The following is an 18,206-nucleotide window of genomic DNA, read 5'->3' as shown; positions in this document are numbered from 1 at the left end:
CTCACGCCCGTGCGCTGGAAACCACCGAGAGGTGGGTGATGAACCAGTCACGGGCCAGCGCCGCGACACGGTCCAGCGCACCGGGTTCCTCGAACAGGTGCGTGGCGCCCGGAACCACCGCGAGCTCGCTCTCGCACGTCATCACCGCACGCGCGCGCTGGTTGAGTTCGAGCACGATCTCGTCGTGCCCGCCCACGATGAGCAGCGTCGGAGTCCGCACATGCGCGAGGAATTCACCGGCCAGGTCGGGCCTGCCGCCACGGGAGACCACGGCGGCCACCTCCGCTGACGGGTCGGTCACCGCCTGGAGCGCGGCGCCGGCCCCGGTGCTGGCCCCGAAATAGCCGATCCGGAGGCCGTCCGTGTGCGGCTGCCGGCTCAGCCATTCGGTCACCGCGACCAGACGGTCGGCGAGCAGCCCGATGTCGAACACGCGCTCACGGTCGACTTCTTCGTGCTGGGTGAGCAGATCGAAGAGCAGGGTGCCCAGCCGTGCCCGGTTGAGCACGGCGGCCACGTGCCGGTTACGCGGACTGTGCCTGCTGCTGCCGCTTCCGTGCGCGAAGACGACCAGTCCGGCCGGATGCTCCGGAATCGTGAGGTGACCGGCCAGCGGCACCGATCCGGCCAGCACCTCGACCTCGTCGTCGATCAGGTACGGATCGTCGTCGTCCATCGCGGCGGCCGCCGGTTCCCGGCGCCGGTCCGCGCGGGCGAGCAGGTCGGCGACCTCCTCGTCGGTGGTCTGCCCGAAGTCGCGATACCACTGGCCCACGGCGGAGAACCAGGACGGCGCGTCCAGCCACACGACCTCGTCCGCGTCCTCGCCGACCGCGATGATCGCGTCGGGCGCCCCCACCGGCACCGCCACCACGACCCGCGCCGCGCCCATCGCCCGCGCCACCCGGCAGGCCGCGCGCGCGGTGGATCCGGTCGCCACGCCGTCGTCGACGATCACCGCCGTCCGGCCCGTCAGGCCGACCGGGGCCCTGCCGTCGCGGAACCGTTCGACGCGGCGGAGAAGTTCGGCCCGCTCGGCCTTTTCCACCACTTCGATCTCGTGCTCGGTCACTTCGACGCCCTGCACGACCTCGTCGTTGAGCACCCGGGTACCGCCTTCGCCGATGGCGCCCATCGCGAGTTCGGGCTGGTGCGGCACACCGAGCTTGCGCACCACGATCACGTCCAGCGGTTTGTCCAGTTCCCGCGCGACCTCGTAGGCCACCGGCACTCCGCCGCGGGGCAGACCCAGCACCACGACGTCGGAGTCACGGTAGGACCGCAGGCGTTCGGCCAGCCGCCGCCCCGCGTCGGTTCGATCGGTGAACAGCATCGCTACCTCCTCGAGCACTCACCCCCGGCCGCGCGCGTCGGCCTCCATCCCGGCCGGCCACGGCCGCGATTCCGGCGCGGAGCAGGTACGAGCGCACTCCACGCAACGCATCGCCCGGCTCCAGCGGGTGTCCGTGTGGGCGACGAGTCCGGCGCTCTCCGGCACGCGGTGAGCGCGCCGCCCGGAAACCAGATGATTGCGGCACAGACCCGCGCCGCAGTCGACGCAGACCGCTGACGCTTCGGCCACCATGCCGGTGGCGGCGCAGTCCAGACACCTCATCGCGCGCCTTCGCTCATGGCAGAACGGTGTCGCATCGGCCGCGCCCGCGGCTAGTGACCTACGGCCCCAATCCGGGGGCCATCGGATTGGAGTCCCGCGCCCTCACTTTCGGACACGGCGCGTCTCCGGAACGGCATCCTCGGGTCGACAGCACCGCGCGTTCGGAGTTTCCTTCGCCGGAGAGGAGCGCACGGCGTCCACAGTGGATGGTGGAGACCGGTGTCACACCGGGAAGTAGTTCCCATCACGTTTACCGCGCGGCGACGGCAGATCTACCCACATGGGGGACAAATTCGATCAATGACCTGCTTGAACCGCGCGAATACGGGTAGCACTGAAGTGATTTTGTCACAGGGTGAGAACGGAAGTTTGGTGAACATCGCGGAACGGCTCGATGTCAGGCGAAGCGAACAGGCCGGATGCCTCGTCGCGACGTTGACGGGAAGGCTCGACACGCGCAGCTACAGCGGTTTGCGGGACCTGCTCGTCAAACTGGCCCTGGAGGAACCCAGAGCCTTGATCGTGGACGTCGACGCGCTCGACATCCACGACGGTGGCGCGCTCACCGTTTTCCCGGCCGCGCAGGTCATGGTCCACGAATGGCCAGGCGTGCCGGTCCTGCTGGCCGCCGGCGACGCGGACCGCCGGACCGCGCTCGGCGAGGGCGCCGCCATGCGTTCCGTGCCCGTCTTCACCGGCGTGGAACCCGCCCTCGATTCGGTGAGGACCGTGGTAACACAGCGCCGCGCGGCGGCGGAGTTCCCGCCGCTGCCGTCGAGTGCCGCGGTCGCCCGCCGGTTCGCCCGCGATATCTGCCGGTACTGGCGCGTGCCGGTCGCACCGCACGAGGTCCTGTGCGTGGTGTCCGAACTGGTGGAGAACGCGGTTCGGCACGCGGCCACCAGGTTCCAGCTCCGCCTCCGGATGCGCGACGGGATGCTCGGGGTGGCCGTACACGACGGAAGCCCGCGGCCGGCCATGCTGCGCCAGGGTCCGTCCGGCATCCCGGCGGGCTTCGGCCTGCGCATCGTGGCCGAGCTCGCCCGGGACTGGGGCTGTCTGCCCGATCTGGGCAACGGCAAGGTCGTCTGGGCCGTGCTCTCCGGCGCCGAGGACTGGTTCCGTGCTCATCCGCCATGGCCGGTGGACGAGCCCTAGCGTGCTTTACGCAAATCCGATCGCGCGCCGGGGAAACACAGTCCTACTCCGGATCCGGCGAACCGCAGTAAGAGGTGTGCGGGTGCGCGAGCGCGGCGGCCACGGTGGCACAGACGGTGAGTTTTTCCTCGAGGCCGACCAGGGACAACACGCGCCGCACCCGGGTACCGGCGACCAACCGCAGCGTGACGGCGCGCTCGGCCGCCCGCGCGGCGGCCGAGACCAGCACCCCCAGGCCCGCCGCGCCGAAGAAGTCCACCTGTGAAAGATCCACCACCAGCAGCGTGGCGGTGGCCAGCTGCTCGGTGAGCGTGACGGCCAGCCGGGGTGCGGTGAGCGCGTCGACCTCGCCCTGCACGCCCACCACCACCGTGCCCGCGGCGCCGGGCCGGAGAATCCGCGACCACAGCAGCGATTCGCCGATCGGCGACTGCGCCCCAGGGTTCATCGGTTCCCGCACGGCTCTTCCCTCCGTCTCGCCCCGCGGAGCCCGCGGTGGCCGCTCCGCTCGCACTGGTCTGCCTGGTAGTACCCCACTAGTGGACCGGGTATGCAGGAGCGAGACAGCCACGACATTCGCGGCTTCGCCCGGCGGGAAAGTTCCGCCTTTCCCCGGCGGCGCGGCGGCGGGACGATAGAGCCGTGGACGAGCCCCAGGACCGGCTGCGCACGCCGTTCGCCATCGGCGTCTTCGTATTCGGCGTGATAGCGGCGATAACCCTCGGTGACGCCTGGTACTTCCTCACCGGCATCATCGCCGCGTTCTGCCTCCAGGTCACCAGCGCCTGAGGGAACCGGCCAAGAGCGCCGTCGGCCCGGTGTTCTACCGTTCCGGATCGTGGAAGCGAATCGTGCGTCCGCGCTCGGCCGTCGTTCGGTGCTGGGCGCCGGTCTCGGGCTGGGTGCGGCCTTGGTGACCGGGTGTGCCGGCGCGCCCCCTTCACCGGCCCCCTCCGCCGCGCCGGGCACCCCTGATCCGCCCCCGTCGCCCCCTCCGGCCCCGCCGCCGTCTTCGTCCCGGCCCGCGGCGGGTCCCGCGACCCAGATCACGCGCTCGTCGTCCGGACGCCCGGAAATCGCGCTCACCTTCCACGGCGCGGGCGAGTTGCCGATCACCCGGCAGGTCCTCGACGTACTGGCGCGGCATGACGTCAAGGTCACCGTGCTCGCCGTCGGTACCTGGCTGACCTCCGTCCCGGACGCGATTCGCGCGGTGCGCGACGGCGGGCACGAGATCGGCAACCACACGTGGAGCCACGGGGACCTCGCCGCGATGCGGCCCGCCGCCGTGCGCGACGAGATCGAGCGATGCCGGGACCGGCTGGCCGCCGTGGCCGGCACCCCCGGCGCGTTCTTCCGCCAGTCCCAGGGTCAGTACGCGACCGCGACCGAACTCGCCGAGGCGGGCCGGGCCGGCTACGACCGGGTCCTGTCCTACGACGTCGATTCCCTGGACTGGACCGACCCCGGACCGGCCCGGATCCGGGCGGCCGTGGCCGCCGCCAAGGCGGGCAGCATCGTCAGCATGCACCTCGGCCATCCCGGGACGGTCGCCGCGCTGCCCCTCGTGCTCACCGATCTCGCCGGCCGTGGCCTGAAACCGGTCACCGCGGGCCAGTTGCTCACCTGAACGATCCCCCACCGAACCGAGGCACCCCTTGAGACACCTTGTTTTCCGCAGAGTCACCGGTTTCGTCGCCGGTGTGGTGGTCGCCGCCACCACGCTCGCCGCTTGCTCGTCCAGTGAGCCCGCGGCTCCGCCTCTCCCGCCGCCGCCCCCGCCGAAGACGGAGACCACCTCGGAAGCACCCGCGGCTCTGGCCGACGCGCACAACGTCTACGCGGGTGCCGGCGCCAACATGTTCTCCGACGCGGCGAAGGCGGCCAAGCCGCTGGTCTACGTCCCGCACGCCAAGTCGGGCGACGTGTGGGTGATCGATCCGGCGACGTTCGCGGTGGTCGGGAAGTACCCGGCGGGCAAGGAGATCCAGCATGTCGTGCCCTCCTACGACATGAACACCCTCTACGCCACCGACGACATGGCCAACCACGTGCTGGCCTTCGACCCGAAGACCGGCCTCCCGGGACGGCAGATCCCGGTGACCGACCCGTACAACATGTATTTCACGCTCGACGGCAAGTACGCGATCTCGGTCGCCGAGGCACGCCGCCAGCTGGTCTGGTACGACCCGGTCTCCTGGGCACAGCGCGACGTGACCCCGGTGCCCGAATGTGCCGGCATCGACCACGCGGACTTCTCCCCCGACGGTCAGACAGCGGTGTTCACCTGTGAATTCTCCGGGCAGATCGCGGTGATCGACATCCCGACGCACAAGGTGCTGCGGCTGGTGCCGATGCCCCAGCGGCACACGCACATGGGCCCCCAGGACATCAAGCTCGCGCCGGACGGCTCGGTGTACTACATCGCGGACTCCGACGCGAACGGCGTGTGGGTGCTCGACGGCGCCGCGACCAAGGTGCTGCGCTTCATTCCGACCGGCATGGGCGCGCACGGCATCTATCTCTCCCGCGACGCCGAGCGGCTGTTCGTGACCAACCGCCACGACGCCAGTGTCAGCGTGCTCAACGCCTACACCGGCGAAGTCATCACGAAATGGAAGATTCCCGGTGGCGGCAGCCCGGACATGGGCAACGTGACCGCCGACGGCACCCAGCTCTGGCTGTCCGGCCGGTACGACCGGTCGGTGTACGTACTGTCCACAAAGGATGGTTCGCTGATCAGGAAGATCCCGGTGGGCGACGAGCCGCACGGCCTGTGCGTCTGGCCGCAGCCCGGGCACTACTCCCTGGGCCACACCGGCATCACGCGCTGAGCTTCGCCTGATGCACCTCACGGTGGCACCGGCGTGACTTCCGGTCGCGTGCGCCGGAAATAGCCGAGCGCCGGAAATGGCCGGGCGTCCGTACCACGTACGGACGCCCGGGCGACGGGGGCCGACGCCGGGGAACGCGATGAAGGCAACCCGACCGACACTCCCTCCCCGCAGCCGCACCCTCCCTGCCCGCAGCCGCTCGCTCCCTGCCAGTCGGCGCTTCGATGGAGCTGCCGTACCCACCGACTGGTCCAGTCGTGCGTTGCCCGCAGGGACGCATCCGGCCGTTTTCACTCTTTCCGGCGGTCTCTTCTTTACCTAGATCTATGCCGTTCAATCGTTCGATAAAATAGGGCCATGAGCGCCCCGACCGCACCCACCCTGCCCGACTTCTCTGACCTGCGGGACCTGCCGGAGTTCCCCGGCATTCCGTCCAGCCGGCCGGGGATGCTGCGCCGGATGCGGCAGGTGCAGGCATGGGTGAACCGGTTGCAGGCCCACTATTTCGAGGCACTCGCCCATTTCACGCGTACGGCGGAGGAACCGGCGACGGTGCCGCACGAGGTGGCACTCGCGCTGGCCATCGGCAAACAGGCGGCGCACCAGCAGGTGGAGTTGGCCCAGGCGTTGACCACACGGCTGCCGCACACCCTGGAGGCCATGCAGCGCGGCGAAATCGACGGATACAAGGCCGCGAAAATCCTCGAACCCACCACGATCCTGACCGATGACGAAGCCCGCCAAGTCGACGCGGTGATGTCCACCCGCCTGGCCGGGAAAGACCCGGGCGGATTACGCCGGTCGACGAACCGGGCCGTCGCCCGCATCGACCCGGAGGGCTATGCCGGGCGCTGTCGTGCCCGCCGTGTGCGGCGGAAGGTGGAGCTGATTCCCCTCGATGACGGGATGGTCCAGCTCTCCGGCGATCTCCCAGTGGAAATCGGTGTGGCCGCCTACCAGAGGATCGATCGAGAGGCCCGGCGCCGGAGGGCGCGGGACAAGACCCGCACGCTTGAGCAGCATCGGGCCGACGTCTACGCGGAGTTGCTGCTCACCGAGCAGCGCGGCGGCGTGACCACACCGCGTGCGGAAGTCTTCGTGTATATGGATGTGCTGACGTGGCTAGGTCTCAATGAGGATGTCGCGGAGTTGGGCGGGCAGGGCGTGATCCCCGCCTGGCTGGCACGGCAAATCGCCTACAGCGATAACGCGACGGTGCGGCGGGTTATCACGGATCCGGACACCGGGCAGATCGTGTCGGTGGGCCGCAACGCCTACCGGCCCCCCGCCGGGCTGGCCCGCCTCATCCGTGTGCGGGACCGCGAATGTCGCCTGCCGGGCTGCTACCGCCCCTCCCAGGCATCAGACATCGACCACAGCGAACAGTGGTACGCCCACGACGGCGAAACCGCCGACCAGAACCTCGTCGCACTCTGCCGAACCCACCACGGATTGAAACACCGGCTCGGCTGGGGCTTCCACATCGACAAAAAGACCGGCCGCCTGACCGTGATCACCCCCACCGGCGACCACCACACCAGCGACCCACCACCACTCCACGAACCCCGAACACCCGACACCGACGAGTCGGCAATAGACAAATCCATAGCAGATACGTCCACAGTGGATGACACCGCCACAGAAACCCTCGCGGGGCGCCAGACCGTTACCGGCGACCGGTATACAGAGAGCACACCACGACAGTCGGAAGCTCATCCCGACCCGAGCGAGCCCCCGCCCTTCTAAGGGCTGTCTCGTAACCCCGCTGGAGGGCGGGGCGGGCCGGTGTGATAGTTGATCTTGGTGTGGTGCAGGTGATTTCGGCGTCGTGTTCGGAGTGGATCGTCCCGTTCACTGGTTTGCAGCCGGGCCAGTTCCGCAAGCTGGTACGGCTGGTGGCCCAGCGCGGAGGCCCGGACATCGACGACGGGCGTCCGGGCCGGCCGTGGGCGTTGCCGCTGGCGGACCGGGTGCTGCTGGTGGCGACCTACTGGAGGACGAACCTGACCATGCGCCAGATCGGCCCGTTGTTCGGGGTGTCGCACTCGGCCGCGCACCGGGTGATCGACAGCCTGAGCCCGCTGCTGGCACTGGCCCCGGTCCGCACACGGCGAGTGGACTCGGTCGCATCGTGGACGGCACCCTGGCTCCCACCAGGGATCACCGCGTGGCCGCGCGGAGTAAAAACTACCGATACTCCACCAACGTGCAGGTCGCCATCGACGCCGAGACCCGACTGGTGATCGCCACCGGCAACCCGCAACCCGGCAACCGCAGGCGACTGCACCGCCTACCACGACTCCGGCACCGCCGACACCCTCGCCGGCCGGCCGGTCATGGCCGACGGCGGCTACCAGGGAAACCCGAGCGTGATCATGCCCTACCGCAAACCGGCCGACGGCAGCGACCTGCCCGCATGGAAACAAGAACTCAACACCACCCACCGCAGCATCCGCGCCCGGGCCGAACACGCCTTGGCCGAATGAAGTGCTGGAACATCCTGCGCGACTACCGCCGCGCCGCCCACACCCTCGCCGACACCGTCTCCGGAATCGCCCACCTCCACAACATCTGCCTCCTCGGCTGACCACATCCCCAACCCCACCAACAACAAGATCAATTACGAGACATCCCTTAGCCGTTGCGGGTCGTGACGTTGGTGTCGGCTGCGGGGGGTGAGGGGACGGGTCTTTCGGCGGCAGATGGGAAACGCGACCAACACATCCGCCAGAGGAAAAGACCCGTCCATGCACCACCGTCGTAATGCCACGCTGTCCGTCGAGGGCCGCCGCCGACTCGTCGCGCGTTGCCAGACCCGTCCGATCGCCCACGTCGCCGCCGAGATGGGCATTTCCCGCCAATGCGCAAGCAAGTGGGTCACCGCCGGCGCCGCCACGGCGAGGCAGGGCTGCTCGACCGGCCCAGCGTTCCGCACCGCCAGCCGACCACCATCCCAACCGGGGTTGTCACCAGGATCGAGCAGCTATGCCGCCAGCGGCAAATGGTCCGCCCTGAGGGGCCAGGCGAAGGGCCGGGGTCTTGCCGGGCACGAGCGGTCAGAATGTGGCGATCGGGTTGACCGGGCTGCCGGACGTACCGGCGAAGCGGACCGGCGCGACCGCGAGGTGGAAGTCCCACTGGCCGAGTTCGGCGGCCGTCGTCGCGCACGCCTCCAGGTCGCAGTTGTCGAGCAGCCACAGCCCCATCGCAACGAGGCCGACGGCGTGAACCGGCATCAGCACGTCTTCGTACCCCGACGGCTGAACATCCTGGGGGGTGTCAGCGCCGATCAGCGCGACCTCCCGTTCATGCAGCCACGGCAGGCAGGACGCGTGCCAGCCGGCCTGCGTGAAACCGCCGGTGTCACCGGCCTCGTGCCGGGTACGGCCGTAGCCGGTCCGCAGGAGTACCGCGTCGCCGGACCGCACCCGCACCCCCTGGCGGCGCTCGGCCTCCTCGAGGTCTTCGGGAAACACACCCTGCCCCGGTTCCAACCACGGGACATCGCGGACGCCGGCGATGTCCAGCAGGACACCACGCGTGATGATCCCGTTCGCCGCCGCCGTGACGGCCGCCCACGCCGATCCCGTCGCGGCGCCGACCAACGAGTGCGACCGCCCGTTGTACATCGTGCCGTCCCAGAAGATGTGGCACGGCGAGTCGACGTGGGTGAGAGTGTTGCCGTGGAAGGTGATGCCGAGCCGCTCGGACGAGAAACCCCAGCGCCGGTCGTTGCGGAAGCCGGGCAACGGCATGTTCTCGGCACCCGGCATGTCGGCGGCGCACGGGCACGCCGTCGTCGACCGCTCCATGTCGTCCGGTACGGCGACCTCCCATGCGCACGACACGCTCCTGCCGTGGCGCACGGCCCGCGCCGCCGCCAGCCGGACGTCGTCGGTGATGTGGTTCAGCGTGCCCAGCTCGTCATCTGCGCCCCACCGTCCCCAGTTCGACAACGTGTCGAAGTACCCGAGCACCTCGTCCTGCGCCGGCATCGGTCGCCCTGCCGTCATCCCAGCATCGACTCCTCATCACGCGGCCCGCGACACCGAGCCCGCTGACCTGGCATGACACCTCCTCTATTCGACCAACGACACGCAGGCGCACCGATCACCCAAGGAAGCTGGTCAGGAAGACCGCCTAAGACTAGTCGCCGGCCACGAGACACGCGTCAGAACCACGTCCTCGGACGGATGCGGTTGGCGCGGTCGACCAGCGCGATGCGCGCGAGGCGGGAACCGGCGTGCCGCGCGAGAGCCAGATAGCAGTCCTGTAGTCCCAGACGCAGATCGTATTCCCGGAGAGGTCGTCCGAGTACCGTCCCGGAGGTGGCGGGCGGCGCGCCGTTCGCCCGTTCGCGGACCCAGGTCAGCGCGGCTTCCAGCAGTTCGCAGGCGGCCTCGGCGCGGCGGGCCTCGTCGATTTCGAGGCGCGCCAGCGCGTCCCCGGCCCTGACAATGTCCTCTTCGGACACCGAAAGTTCGGACATTTCGGACGGGTTGGACAGTCCTATCGGGCCGCTGCCGATCCGCGCCCGGATCGCCGCGAGCTGCGCCGCGAGGTAACGGCCCGAGGTGTCCGGCACCGATTCCAGCACCTCCACCGCTTCGTGACGCCGGCCTTCGGCCAGCAGCGCCCGCGCGAGCCCGAACGCGGCGCTGATGAAGCCGTGGTCGGTTCGCCACACCAGCCGGTAATGACGGGCGGCGTCGCCGTGGTCACCCGCGAGCTCGGCGCACGCCGCGATCGCCAGCTTCGGCGCGGCTTCGCCGGGCACCAGATCGTAGACCGCCTCGAACGACTGCCGGGCCCGGTGCGGCGCGCCCTCGGCCAGCGCGGCCAGGCCGCGGTGCCATTCGACCCGCCAGTCACCCGGCTCCATCCTGACGGCGTTGAGCGCCTTCCTGGCACCCGCGATATCACCGAGCTCGATCCGGGTCCTGGCCAGGCGGAGCTGAACCTCGACGCTGTGCACCGGCGCTTCGGCCAACTCCCCAGCCAGCTGGGCGGGATCGGTCTCGGTGAGCCCGGCGAGGAACACCGCGCCCGGGTCCACCACGTCCATTTTGGACACAGGCAGCGCGGCGGCGACCTCGGCGGGTTCCGGTGTGCCCGGCACGCCGAAACCGCGCCGTTCCGGGGTGAACTCGACCGAGGGTCCCGGCCGCGGCTGCCCGTCCCCTGCCGCCGCCACCTCGCGCAACACGCCTTCGAGCTGTTCCCGCATCTCCTCCGCCGACGCGAACCGGCGGCCGGGGTCGGGGTGCGTGGCCCGGCACAGAAACCGGTGGTAGGAACCGAATTCGGCGAGCAGCGGCGCGGTGGACGGCCCGGGCAGGGTGTCGTGGTGAGCGGCGTGGAAGTCGCCCGGGATGGTCATCACCGCCAGCGCCCGGCCGACCGAGTACAGGTCCGAAGCGGGGGACGGCGGCCGCCGGACGATCTCGGGCGCCTGATAACCCGGCGTGCCGTAGACCGGGCTGTGCCGGTCGTCGACGTGCCGTACCGCGCCGAGGTCGATGAGCTTGAGCTGCTCCTCGACCTGGATCACGTTGTCCGGCTTGAAATCGCAGTAGACCAGCCCGCCGGCGTGCAGATAACCCAGCGCCGGAAGGATTTCCAGGATGTAGGCGATCGCCTGGGGCAGCGGAAGGCGGGCCCCCTCGTCCCGCTCGCGGCGCTGCCGGATCATGTCCCTGATGGAGGTCCCGCCGACGTACTCCATCACGATGTAGCCGGTGCCGTGGTGCTCGACGAAGTTGAAGATCCGCACGATCGACGGGTGTTCGACCTGCGCCAGGAACCGTCGTTCGGCGACGACCGCGGCCATCGCGGCGGAGTCGCCGGAATCGAGCAGGCCCTTCAGCACCACCCAGCGGTCGGCCACGGCGTGATCGAGTGCGAGGTAGATCCAGCCGAGACCGCCGTGCGCCAGACAGCCCAGCACCTCGTACTGACCGCCGACCAGCTCCCCGCGCGCAAGTTTGGGAGTGAAGGAGTACAAGTGCCCGCAACGCGGGCAGTACCCCTCCACGCGACCGTCGCGGCCACGCCCCACCTTGGCTCCACACCGGCTGCAGAACCGTTTGTGCTCCGGCACTTCCGGGTCGGTGAGCACCGCTTCGCGCGGATCACGCCGGGGTACTACCGGCACCTCGACGACGCCCCGGCCGAGCAGGCCACGCCCACTCGAACGGCCGGAACCCCGGGACGGCCGGGACGGGGCCGAACCGGCGGACTGCGCGGTCCACGAAGTGGCGGCCGCGGTTGCCCGCCCCGACTCCTCCTCGTCGAACGCCCGGGGCGGAATCACCCCACAGGTGTCGCACGCTCCGTCGATGATCACGCCGTCGCAGTCGGCGCGGGGGCAGGCTCTCATGGCACGGCCCTCCTCCGCCTGGTCCCGGCCATGCCGCTCACCCCGCATACCGCGGCTCGGGCGGGTCCGGGACCGGGCCGGGCAGAAGGCTCCCCAGCCAGTGCCGGTAGGCCCCGGTCCAGGTCCCGTCGGCCTTGATCCGCTCCAGCACGCCGTTGACGAACCGGACGAAGTCGGTGTCCTGCTGGGGAATCGCCATCCCGTACGGCTCGTCGGCCAGGGGTTCGCCGACCACCTCGGTGTAGCGGTCCTGCGCGGCGAGCCCGGCCAGGATCACGTCGTCGGTGGACACCGCGTCGACCTGACGCTGCTGCATCATCACCAGGCAGTCCGTCCAGTCCGCGACCGAGACCGGTACCGGCCGGGCGGGCAGCGACGCGAGGTGGCTCAGGGAGGTCGATCCCTTCGTGGCACAGACCCGCCTGCCCGCCAGGTCGGCGGCGCCGGTGATGCCCGAATCCCGTTTCACCAGAAGTCGTTGGCTGGCGTCGTAATAGACGGCCGAGAAACTCACCTCACGCCTGCGCTCGCAGGTGATGCTCATGGTCCGGACCACGATGTCCACGGCGCCGTCGCGCACGGCCGGAATCCGCTGCTCGGAGGTGAGCGCACGAAGCTGGATCCGGGACGGATCCCCGAACAGCGCCCGGGCGACGGCGCGGGCCATGTCGATGTCGAAGCCCTGGATCTGACCGGTGAAGGGGTCACGGAAACCGAAGTTGTAGGTGTTCTGGTCGACTCCGACGACGAGTTTGCCGCGCGCGACGATCCGGTCCATTGTGGACCCCGGCGGCATCCGGCCGGGTTCGGGCAGCGGGCCGGACGGCGCCAGGCTGGCGAGCGGATCACCGCAGTCCTCGCCGGTGTTCACACCGGCCGGAGCCGCGGCCTCGGTGACCCCGCCGGGAGTGGGCACCTGCGCGGCCACCACCGGAACCGTGGTGCCCGCGACGGTTCCGCAGCCGCCCAGCGCGAACACGGCGGCGATCACGACCACCGCCCGGGCCCTCACCGGTAGTCCCTGAGCCGGCGCCAGATCCCGGTCGTGGACGCCACGGCGGTCACCGCGGCCATCGCGGAGACCACGACGACCGCCCCGCTGAGCGCGCCACGCGCACCGGTCACCTCTTCCGCGAAGGCTCCCCGGGTGCGCTCGATCGCGTCGCGCAGGTTCGCGTCGAGCCGGTCGAAGGCCGACCCGGCCGTTCGCGGGTCGTCACCGATCGCGTCGGCCACCGCGGTTCCGTAGTCGCCCGAATCGTCGGCCGCGCGTAGCGCGCCGTGCGCGGCCACCCACGTAGCGTGGTCGGCTCGCGCGGCCGCGATCTCTTCGCGCACCACGTCGTCGGTGGCCAGCGAAGCGGCGGTGTCGAGCAAGGCGCCCAGTTGCCGGTCCGACTCGGTATAGCCGGCCTCCGCCGACTGGCCGGTGCCGCGGGCGACCAAGGTCAGCGTCTCGTCGGCCCGCGCGGACAGCGTCGCGATCCTCGCTCTGGCGAGCACGTCGACCTGCGCCGAACCGGCGGTCCGGCTCGCGTCGACGGCGCTGCCCGCCGCCACGCCCGCGACGACCATCCACACCAGCGAAAGCGCGGCGGCGGCGGTCGCGGTGAGCAGGCCGGTGTTGAACACGCGGTTGGTCCGCAGGCTCACCGAGCGCTGGACGAAACCGAGCACGCCGAGCACGAACACCCCGAGCAGCAGCTCGGCGAGGGGGAATTGCCTTGCCCGCTCCTGGTCCGCGCTGACCTGGGCTGCCTCGGTCCGGTAGAGGTCCTGGGCGGCGGGCAGCAACCGGGTGCGCATGAGCGTCGAGGCCTCGCGCTGGTAGGCCGCGCCGAGCGGGAGGCCCATCCGGTTGTTCGCCCGTGCCGTCTCCACCAGGCCGGTGTAGACGGGCAACTGCTGGGCGATCGTGGCCAGCGGGCTGCCCGGGGCCGTGATGTCGGCCGGTTCCCGCGCCGCGATGGCGAACGCGAGCGCGGACGCCGCTTGCGCGACCCCGCTTTCGTAGCGCTGCCGGGTTTCCACCGGTTCGAGACCACCGGAAAGGAACGCGCTGTTCGCGGTCGCGTCGGCATCGGAAAGCGAGCGATAGATCTCCTCGGCGGCGACGCTGAGCGGTCCGCTGCGGACCGCGAGATCGTCCACGGCGCGCGCCCGCGCGGTGACGCCGAGCACGCTGAGGGCTCCCGCGAGTAAGGACACGAGGATGAGCGCGAGCGTGAAGGTGCCGAGGATCCCGGGCGTCGTCCGGGCCAGGGCGGTGAGTCCCTGCAGTCGTCTGCCCGCCAGGACGGCGGTCATGAGATCACCTCCCCCCGGCTGAGCATCACCGCCCGGGGGCCCGGTGTTAATGTTTGAGCCCTTTTCGCCACCACACCGCCACCTCCGCGTGACCAGCACGCGACGGCCGGTGGTGCCGCCCGGCCCAAGGAGGCGGCTACTTCGCTTAAGGTACGGCTATGGCGACTTGGGAAGACGTCCGCCGGATCGCCCTGTCACTGCCGGAGACCAGCGAAAAGCTGTCGTGGGGCCTGCCCAGCTGGCGGGTGAAGGACAAGGGGTTCGTCTGGGAGCGGCCATTGCGGCGCGCCGACTACGAAGCGCTCGGCGAGGCGGCACCCGACGGACCCGTCCTCGGCGTCCGGGTCGCCGATCTCGGCGTCAAGGAAGCCCTGCTCGCCGACGATCCCGGCGTCTACTTCACCACGCCCCATTTCCAGGGGTATCCGGCGGTTCTGGTCAGGCTCGATGCCATCGGCACCGGCGAACTGCGCGAAGTCGTCGTCGATGCCTGGCTCTGCCGGGCGCCGAAACGACTGGCCACCGCCTACCTCGCCGAAAATTCGTGACTTCCGGCGGATCGAGGCCGGGCCTGGTTTCGGGCGGCCCCGGTCAGGAGCCGCTGCCGTACCACCGGGTCAGGATCTCCAGGTTGTGCCCGTCCGGGTCATCGAAGTACAACCCGCGACCGCCGTCCCGGGTGTTGATCTCGCCGGGGTGGTCATGGCGAGGATCGGCCCAGTACCGCAGGCCCCGGTCCTTGATCCGTCCGAAGATCTCGTCGAACTCGGTTTCGCCCACCAGGAACGCGTAGTGCTGGGGAGCGATTTCCCCCTCGTGGTCGGCGAAGTCGAGGGTCAGGTCGTTGTCCACCTGGACCACCATGAACGGACCGAACGGCGTCGCGTCCGGCAGTCCCAGGATTTCGGTCAGGAACGCGGCCGCGGCCTTCTTGTCGTGCGCCGCGACGATGGTGTGATTGAGTTGAACAGCCATGCCTCCACGGTAGAACCTCGACCTAACTCAAGCTCAAGTCCGGCGCGTCCCGCCGGACGGCGTTTCACCAGCTGAGATGACCGATTTCGCCGCGATATCGTTGTGGAAGCGCTTTCACCGACCGTGAACGGCGCGAGGGGGATCCTCGGACTCGTTGTGACATAGTGCGTACTCGCACGTCGGACCGGAATGGATCACCACCCTCAGGAGGGAATACGTGGTTCCCGACGTCACCGAACGGGCGGTCTGGGACGCGGTCGATCCCGCCACCCGCGGTGCGCTCGTGGCGCGGGCCGACGCCGAACTCACACGTGAAGCCCCCGCCCCGCCCGTCAGAACCTGGACGCGGGCGTTCCGGAAAAACCGCCCCACCGCCGACGAGGAAGCCTCCGTACGGCTGCGCGAACGCGTGACGTTGTTCGTCCTCGCCGCCGTGCTCACCGACGACATCGCGCCCGCCACCGCACCGCCGGGCGCTTCGCCCTATCTCGACGCCGCCGTCGACGGCCTGGCCGCCCTCTCCGAAGCAACGAGCTGGGGCCTGCCCCCGCACACCCGCCGGCGCGCGCCCCGCGGCGAGGTCCTGCCCGATCCCGACGAGCCGTTCGTCGACCTGGGCGCGGCCGAGATCACCTCCCTGTTCGCCTGGGCCGACCACGTGCTGGGTCCGCACCTGGACATCCGCGCCCCGGGCCTGCGGCGGCGGTTGAGACGCGAGGTGAACCTGCGGGTGCTGACCCCGTTCGAGCACACCCGCGACCAGCGGTGGGGTCTCGACGGCGACGCGCGCTGGAACCCGTGGATCCACGGCGCGGTCCTGGCCGCGGCCCTGCTGCTGGTCGAGGACCAGCGACGGCGGGAGCGACTGGTGACCCTCGTCGTGCAAGGTCTGGACCACTTCACCGCGACCCTGCCGGACGACGGTGGCGTCGAAGAAGGTGTCGCCTACTGGTGGCACGGTCCCTGCCGGCTGCTGGAGGCGCTCGACCTGCTCGCCGAAGCGGGCATGCGCCACGACGAGCACCTGCCTCTGCTCGCCGAACTGATCCGGTTCCCGCACCGCATGCACCTCGGCGGTGACTGGTACGTCAACGCCGGGGACGCACCGCCGCGACTGCCGCCCGGCGAGCCGTGGCACGTGCTGCATCGATGGGGTGAACGGCTCGGAGACGAGGACGTACGCGCGCACGCGCTGTGCCGGGGCCGCGAACGGTCGCTGATCATCCGCCCGGAGGCCGGACTGGGCCGCGCCCTGGCCGGGCTGTCCGACGAGGGGTGGCGTGACGCCGCGCCCGCCACCCGGGACGGCTGGCTGCCTCGTGAAGTGTGGTTGCCGCGCGTGCAGATCCTGGTCGCCCGGGAGATGGCCGGGACGCCGGAAGGCCTGACACTGGCGATGAAGGCGGGGCACAACGGCGAACGGCACAACCATCTCGACATCGGCTCGTACTGGGTCGCGCTGGACGGTGTCCCGGTCGTGGTCGACGTGGGCCAGCCCGCCTACGCCGCTCCAGGTCCCGGCCCGGACCGGCATCAGGAGTGGCCGCTGCGCGCCGAATGGCACAACGTGCCCGAGCCGGGAGTGGAACAGCAGACGGGCGGCCATCATTACGCCCGCGACGTCCATGCCGAGACCGGCGTGGACCAGGTGGAACTGCGCGCCGACCTGGCCGGCGCCTATCCCGCGGGACGGCTCACCCGGTGGCGGCGGTCGGCACGGCTGGTACGCGATCCGGCGCACATCGTGGTCGAGGAGAACTGGGCACCGCTGCGCGGCATCCCCGTGTCGCTGCGGCACATGCTGGCCGGACGGGTCGAACTGGGCGAGAACTGGGCACTCGTACACTCCGAGGGCACGCTCCGGATCTCCTGGCGGGGCGCGACGGCCGAACTCGACCACCGGATGGTCGACGACCCGTTGCTGCGCCGTACCTGGGGCGAGTCGCTGACCCGGCTGACCCTGCGGGTGCCCGACACCGGCGCGTTCTCGGTGCGGTTCGAACGCGCGGCCGGCTCGTACCGGTGATTGGTCTGGACAAGATGCCCGGACGCCGCCTAGCGTTGCGGCGGCGAGAGGAGAAGCCCCGGATGCGGCGACAGGTGCGGGAACTGCTGGACGAGCTCGATGCCCGGGAGGCGGACATCGGCCGGGCGGCGTCGCTGGTGCTGGATTCGATCGAGGCCGGCGGGATCGTGCACGCCGCGGGTGCCGGGCATTCCCTGGCGATGGTGTGCGAGACCTTCTACCGCGCGGGCGGCCTGGCCCCGGTCCGGCCGCTGTGGGAGCCGGAGTTGCTGCCGCTGGCCGGCGCGCGGCGCAGTTCGGCGATCGAGCGCGAGCCCGGACGGGGCCGGGCGGCGGTCGCGCGGGCGAATCCCGCGCCACCCGATGTGATGGTGGTCTTCTCCACCAGCGGCCGGAACCCCTACCCGGTCGAGATCGCCCAGGAATCGCTGGCCCGGAACGTGCCCGTGCTGGCGGTGACCTCCCTGCCCGCCTCCGCCGCCGCGACCGACCGGTCCGGCACCCGGCTGGCCGACCACGCGACCGTGGTGCTCGACACCGGCGTGCCGCCCGGTGACGTGGTCGAGCCGGAGGAGGAGCCCCGCACGGCGGCGGTGTCCACGATCCTCGGCGCGTACCTGTGGTCGGCCCTGCTCACCGAGCTCGACCGGCTCGCCACCGCACGCGACGTCACGCTGCCCGTCTGGACCAGCGCCAACGTGCCCGGCGGTGACGAACGCAACGCGGCGCTGATGGCGCGTTACGGCGAGCGCATCCCCGAACTCGGAGCCTGAGCGAGCGTAGCTCCGCCCGAAGAGTGGATCCGCGGTGAAAGTTCCTCCGGACGGCGCCGCGTTGTACCGGCATCCGGCCGATTTCGCTTGCGGACGGAGAGATTCGTTCGAAACGATGGCGGACGACTCTGCTTGTCCT

At 70.4% G+C, this 18,206-nt stretch carries 16 protein-coding genes and 2 pseudogenes; 10 read left to right on the top strand and 8 right to left on the bottom strand.

Features of this window, described 5'->3' with window-relative positions; genetic code table 11:
• Position 1 precedes the first annotated feature (1 nt).
• Positions 2–1,333, bottom strand: a complete 1,332-nt coding sequence (locus ACFSXZ_RS10675) for a phosphoribosyltransferase family protein (protein ID WP_378263886.1) — start codon at positions 1,331–1,333, stop codon at positions 2–4.
• Positions 1,334–1,351: 18 nt separating this feature from the next.
• Positions 1,352–1,615, bottom strand: coding sequence for a DUF2180 family protein (locus ACFSXZ_RS10670; RefSeq protein WP_378263884.1), 264 nt, complete (start codon positions 1,613–1,615; stop codon positions 1,352–1,354).
• A 372-nt stretch (positions 1,616–1,987) separates the two neighbouring features.
• Here ACFSXZ_RS10670 and ACFSXZ_RS10665 point away from each other — a divergent pair, with 372 nt between their 5' ends.
• Complete coding sequence (locus ACFSXZ_RS10665) at positions 1,988–2,773, top strand: ATP-binding protein (RefSeq protein WP_378263882.1); 786 nt, start codon at positions 1,988–1,990, stop codon at positions 2,771–2,773.
• A gap of 43 nt (positions 2,774–2,816) precedes the next feature.
• Here the strand turns inward: ACFSXZ_RS10665 and ACFSXZ_RS10660 are convergent, their stop codons facing one another.
• Positions 2,817–3,233, bottom strand: coding sequence for an STAS domain-containing protein (locus tag ACFSXZ_RS10660; RefSeq protein ID WP_378263880.1), 417 nt, complete (start codon positions 3,231–3,233; stop codon positions 2,817–2,819).
• Positions 3,234–3,415: 182 nt separating this feature from the next.
• Here ACFSXZ_RS10660 and ACFSXZ_RS10655 point away from each other — a divergent pair, with 182 nt between their 5' ends.
• The 6 genes and pseudogenes from ACFSXZ_RS10655 to ACFSXZ_RS10630 all read left to right on the top strand — a co-directional run.
• Positions 3,416–3,562 (top strand): hypothetical protein, encoded by a 147-nt coding sequence (locus tag ACFSXZ_RS10655; protein WP_378263878.1) that lies wholly within the window; start codon positions 3,416–3,418, stop codon positions 3,560–3,562.
• A gap of 49 nt (positions 3,563–3,611) precedes the next feature.
• Entirely contained in the window at positions 3,612–4,403 is a 792-nt protein-coding gene (locus ACFSXZ_RS10650) for a polysaccharide deacetylase family protein (RefSeq protein WP_378263876.1), read from the top strand.
• Positions 4,404–4,431: 28 nt separating this feature from the next.
• Positions 4,432–5,607 (top strand): YncE family protein, encoded by a 1,176-nt coding sequence (locus ACFSXZ_RS10645; RefSeq protein ID WP_378263874.1) that lies wholly within the window; start codon positions 4,432–4,434, stop codon positions 5,605–5,607.
• Between the two features lie 357 nt (positions 5,608–5,964).
• A complete protein-coding gene (locus ACFSXZ_RS10640; protein ID WP_378263872.1) occupies positions 5,965–7,353 on the top strand; it encodes an HNH endonuclease signature motif containing protein in 1,389 nt (462 codons plus the stop codon).
• Between the two features lie 62 nt (positions 7,354–7,415).
• Positions 7,416–8,194, top strand: a pseudogene (locus ACFSXZ_RS10635) (transposase family protein).
• Positions 8,195–8,354: 160 nt separating this feature from the next.
• A pseudogene (locus ACFSXZ_RS10630) lies at positions 8,355–8,624 on the top strand (helix-turn-helix domain-containing protein); the annotation flags it as partial.
• A gap of 39 nt (positions 8,625–8,663) precedes the next feature.
• Here ACFSXZ_RS10630 and ACFSXZ_RS10625 read toward each other — a convergent pair.
• The 4 genes from ACFSXZ_RS10625 to ACFSXZ_RS10610 all read right to left on the bottom strand — a co-directional run bounded on the left by ACFSXZ_RS10625 (position 8,664) and on the right by ACFSXZ_RS10610 (position 14,293).
• Entirely contained in the window at positions 8,664–9,620 is a 957-nt protein-coding gene (locus ACFSXZ_RS10625) for a cyclase family protein (protein ID WP_378263870.1), read from the bottom strand.
• A gap of 158 nt (positions 9,621–9,778) precedes the next feature.
• On the bottom strand, positions 9,779–11,986 hold the full coding sequence (locus ACFSXZ_RS10620) for a serine/threonine-protein kinase (RefSeq protein ID WP_378263868.1): 2,208 nt from the start codon (positions 11,984–11,986) through the stop codon (positions 9,779–9,781).
• 37 nt (positions 11,987–12,023) lie between these two features.
• The gene (locus tag ACFSXZ_RS10615) at positions 12,024–12,998 is read right to left on the bottom strand and encodes a glutamate ABC transporter substrate-binding protein (RefSeq protein WP_378263866.1); all 975 of its coding nucleotides are present in this window, start codon (positions 12,996–12,998) and stop codon (positions 12,024–12,026) included.
• Entirely contained in the window at positions 12,995–14,293 is a 1,299-nt protein-coding gene (locus ACFSXZ_RS10610; RefSeq protein WP_378263864.1) for a hypothetical protein, read from the bottom strand. Before ACFSXZ_RS10610 ends, ACFSXZ_RS10615 begins: the two co-directional genes overlap by 4 nt.
• A gap of 158 nt (positions 14,294–14,451) precedes the next feature.
• Here ACFSXZ_RS10610 and ACFSXZ_RS10605 point away from each other — a divergent pair, with 158 nt between their 5' ends.
• The gene (locus tag ACFSXZ_RS10605; RefSeq protein ID WP_378263862.1) at positions 14,452–14,841 is read left to right on the top strand and encodes an MmcQ/YjbR family DNA-binding protein; all 390 of its coding nucleotides are present in this window, start codon (positions 14,452–14,454) and stop codon (positions 14,839–14,841) included.
• A gap of 43 nt (positions 14,842–14,884) precedes the next feature.
• On the opposite strand, the gene ACFSXZ_RS10600 is transcribed toward ACFSXZ_RS10605, so the two are convergent.
• The gene (locus ACFSXZ_RS10600; RefSeq protein WP_378263860.1) at positions 14,885–15,268 is read right to left on the bottom strand and encodes a VOC family protein; all 384 of its coding nucleotides are present in this window, start codon (positions 15,266–15,268) and stop codon (positions 14,885–14,887) included.
• A 217-nt stretch (positions 15,269–15,485) separates the two neighbouring features.
• Between ACFSXZ_RS10600 and ACFSXZ_RS10595 the strand changes: the two genes are divergently transcribed.
• The gene (locus ACFSXZ_RS10595; RefSeq protein ID WP_378263858.1) at positions 15,486–17,294 is read left to right on the top strand and encodes a heparinase II/III domain-containing protein; all 1,809 of its coding nucleotides are present in this window, start codon (positions 15,486–15,488) and stop codon (positions 17,292–17,294) included.
• Positions 17,295–17,356: 62 nt separating this feature from the next.
• Positions 17,357–18,067 (top strand): SIS domain-containing protein, encoded by a 711-nt coding sequence (locus ACFSXZ_RS10590; protein WP_378263856.1) that lies wholly within the window; start codon positions 17,357–17,359, stop codon positions 18,065–18,067.
• Positions 18,068–18,206 lie beyond the last annotated feature (139 nt).

Source organism: Amycolatopsis pigmentata (genome assembly GCF_042684065.1).
In the GTDB taxonomy this organism is placed as follows: Bacteria; Actinomycetota; Actinomycetes; order Mycobacteriales; family Pseudonocardiaceae; genus Amycolatopsis_E; species Amycolatopsis_E pigmentata.
Note: the sequence above shows the minus strand (reverse complement) of the source record. Positions and strands in the feature narration are given on the sequence as shown.

Excerpts from the sequence above, each read along its gene's own strand:
- ACFSXZ_RS10675 (WP_378263886.1), bottom strand. The coding sequence starts at position 1,333 with ATGCTGTTCACCGATCGAACCGACGCGGGGCGGCGGCTGGCCGAACGC.
- ACFSXZ_RS10670 (WP_378263884.1), bottom strand. The coding sequence starts at position 1,615 with ATGAGGTGTCTGGACTGCGCCGCCACCGGCATGGTGGCCGAAGCGTCA.
- ACFSXZ_RS10640 (WP_378263872.1), top strand. The coding sequence starts at position 5,965 with ATGAGCGCCCCGACCGCACCCACCCTGCCCGACTTCTCTGACCTGCGG.
- ACFSXZ_RS10625 (WP_378263870.1), bottom strand. The coding sequence starts at position 9,620 with ATGACGGCAGGGCGACCGATGCCGGCGCAGGACGAGGTGCTCGGGTAC.
- ACFSXZ_RS10620 (WP_378263868.1), bottom strand. The coding sequence starts at position 11,986 with ATGAGAGCCTGCCCCCGCGCCGACTGCGACGGCGTGATCATCGACGGA.
- ACFSXZ_RS10610 (WP_378263864.1), bottom strand. The coding sequence starts at position 14,293 with ATGACCGCCGTCCTGGCGGGCAGACGACTGCAGGGACTCACCGCCCTG.
- ACFSXZ_RS10605 (WP_378263862.1), top strand. The coding sequence starts at position 14,452 with ATGGCGACTTGGGAAGACGTCCGCCGGATCGCCCTGTCACTGCCGGAG.
- ACFSXZ_RS10600 (WP_378263860.1), bottom strand. The coding sequence starts at position 15,268 with ATGGCTGTTCAACTCAATCACACCATCGTCGCGGCGCACGACAAGAAG.
- ACFSXZ_RS10590 (WP_378263856.1), top strand. The coding sequence starts at position 17,357 with ATGCGGCGACAGGTGCGGGAACTGCTGGACGAGCTCGATGCCCGGGAG.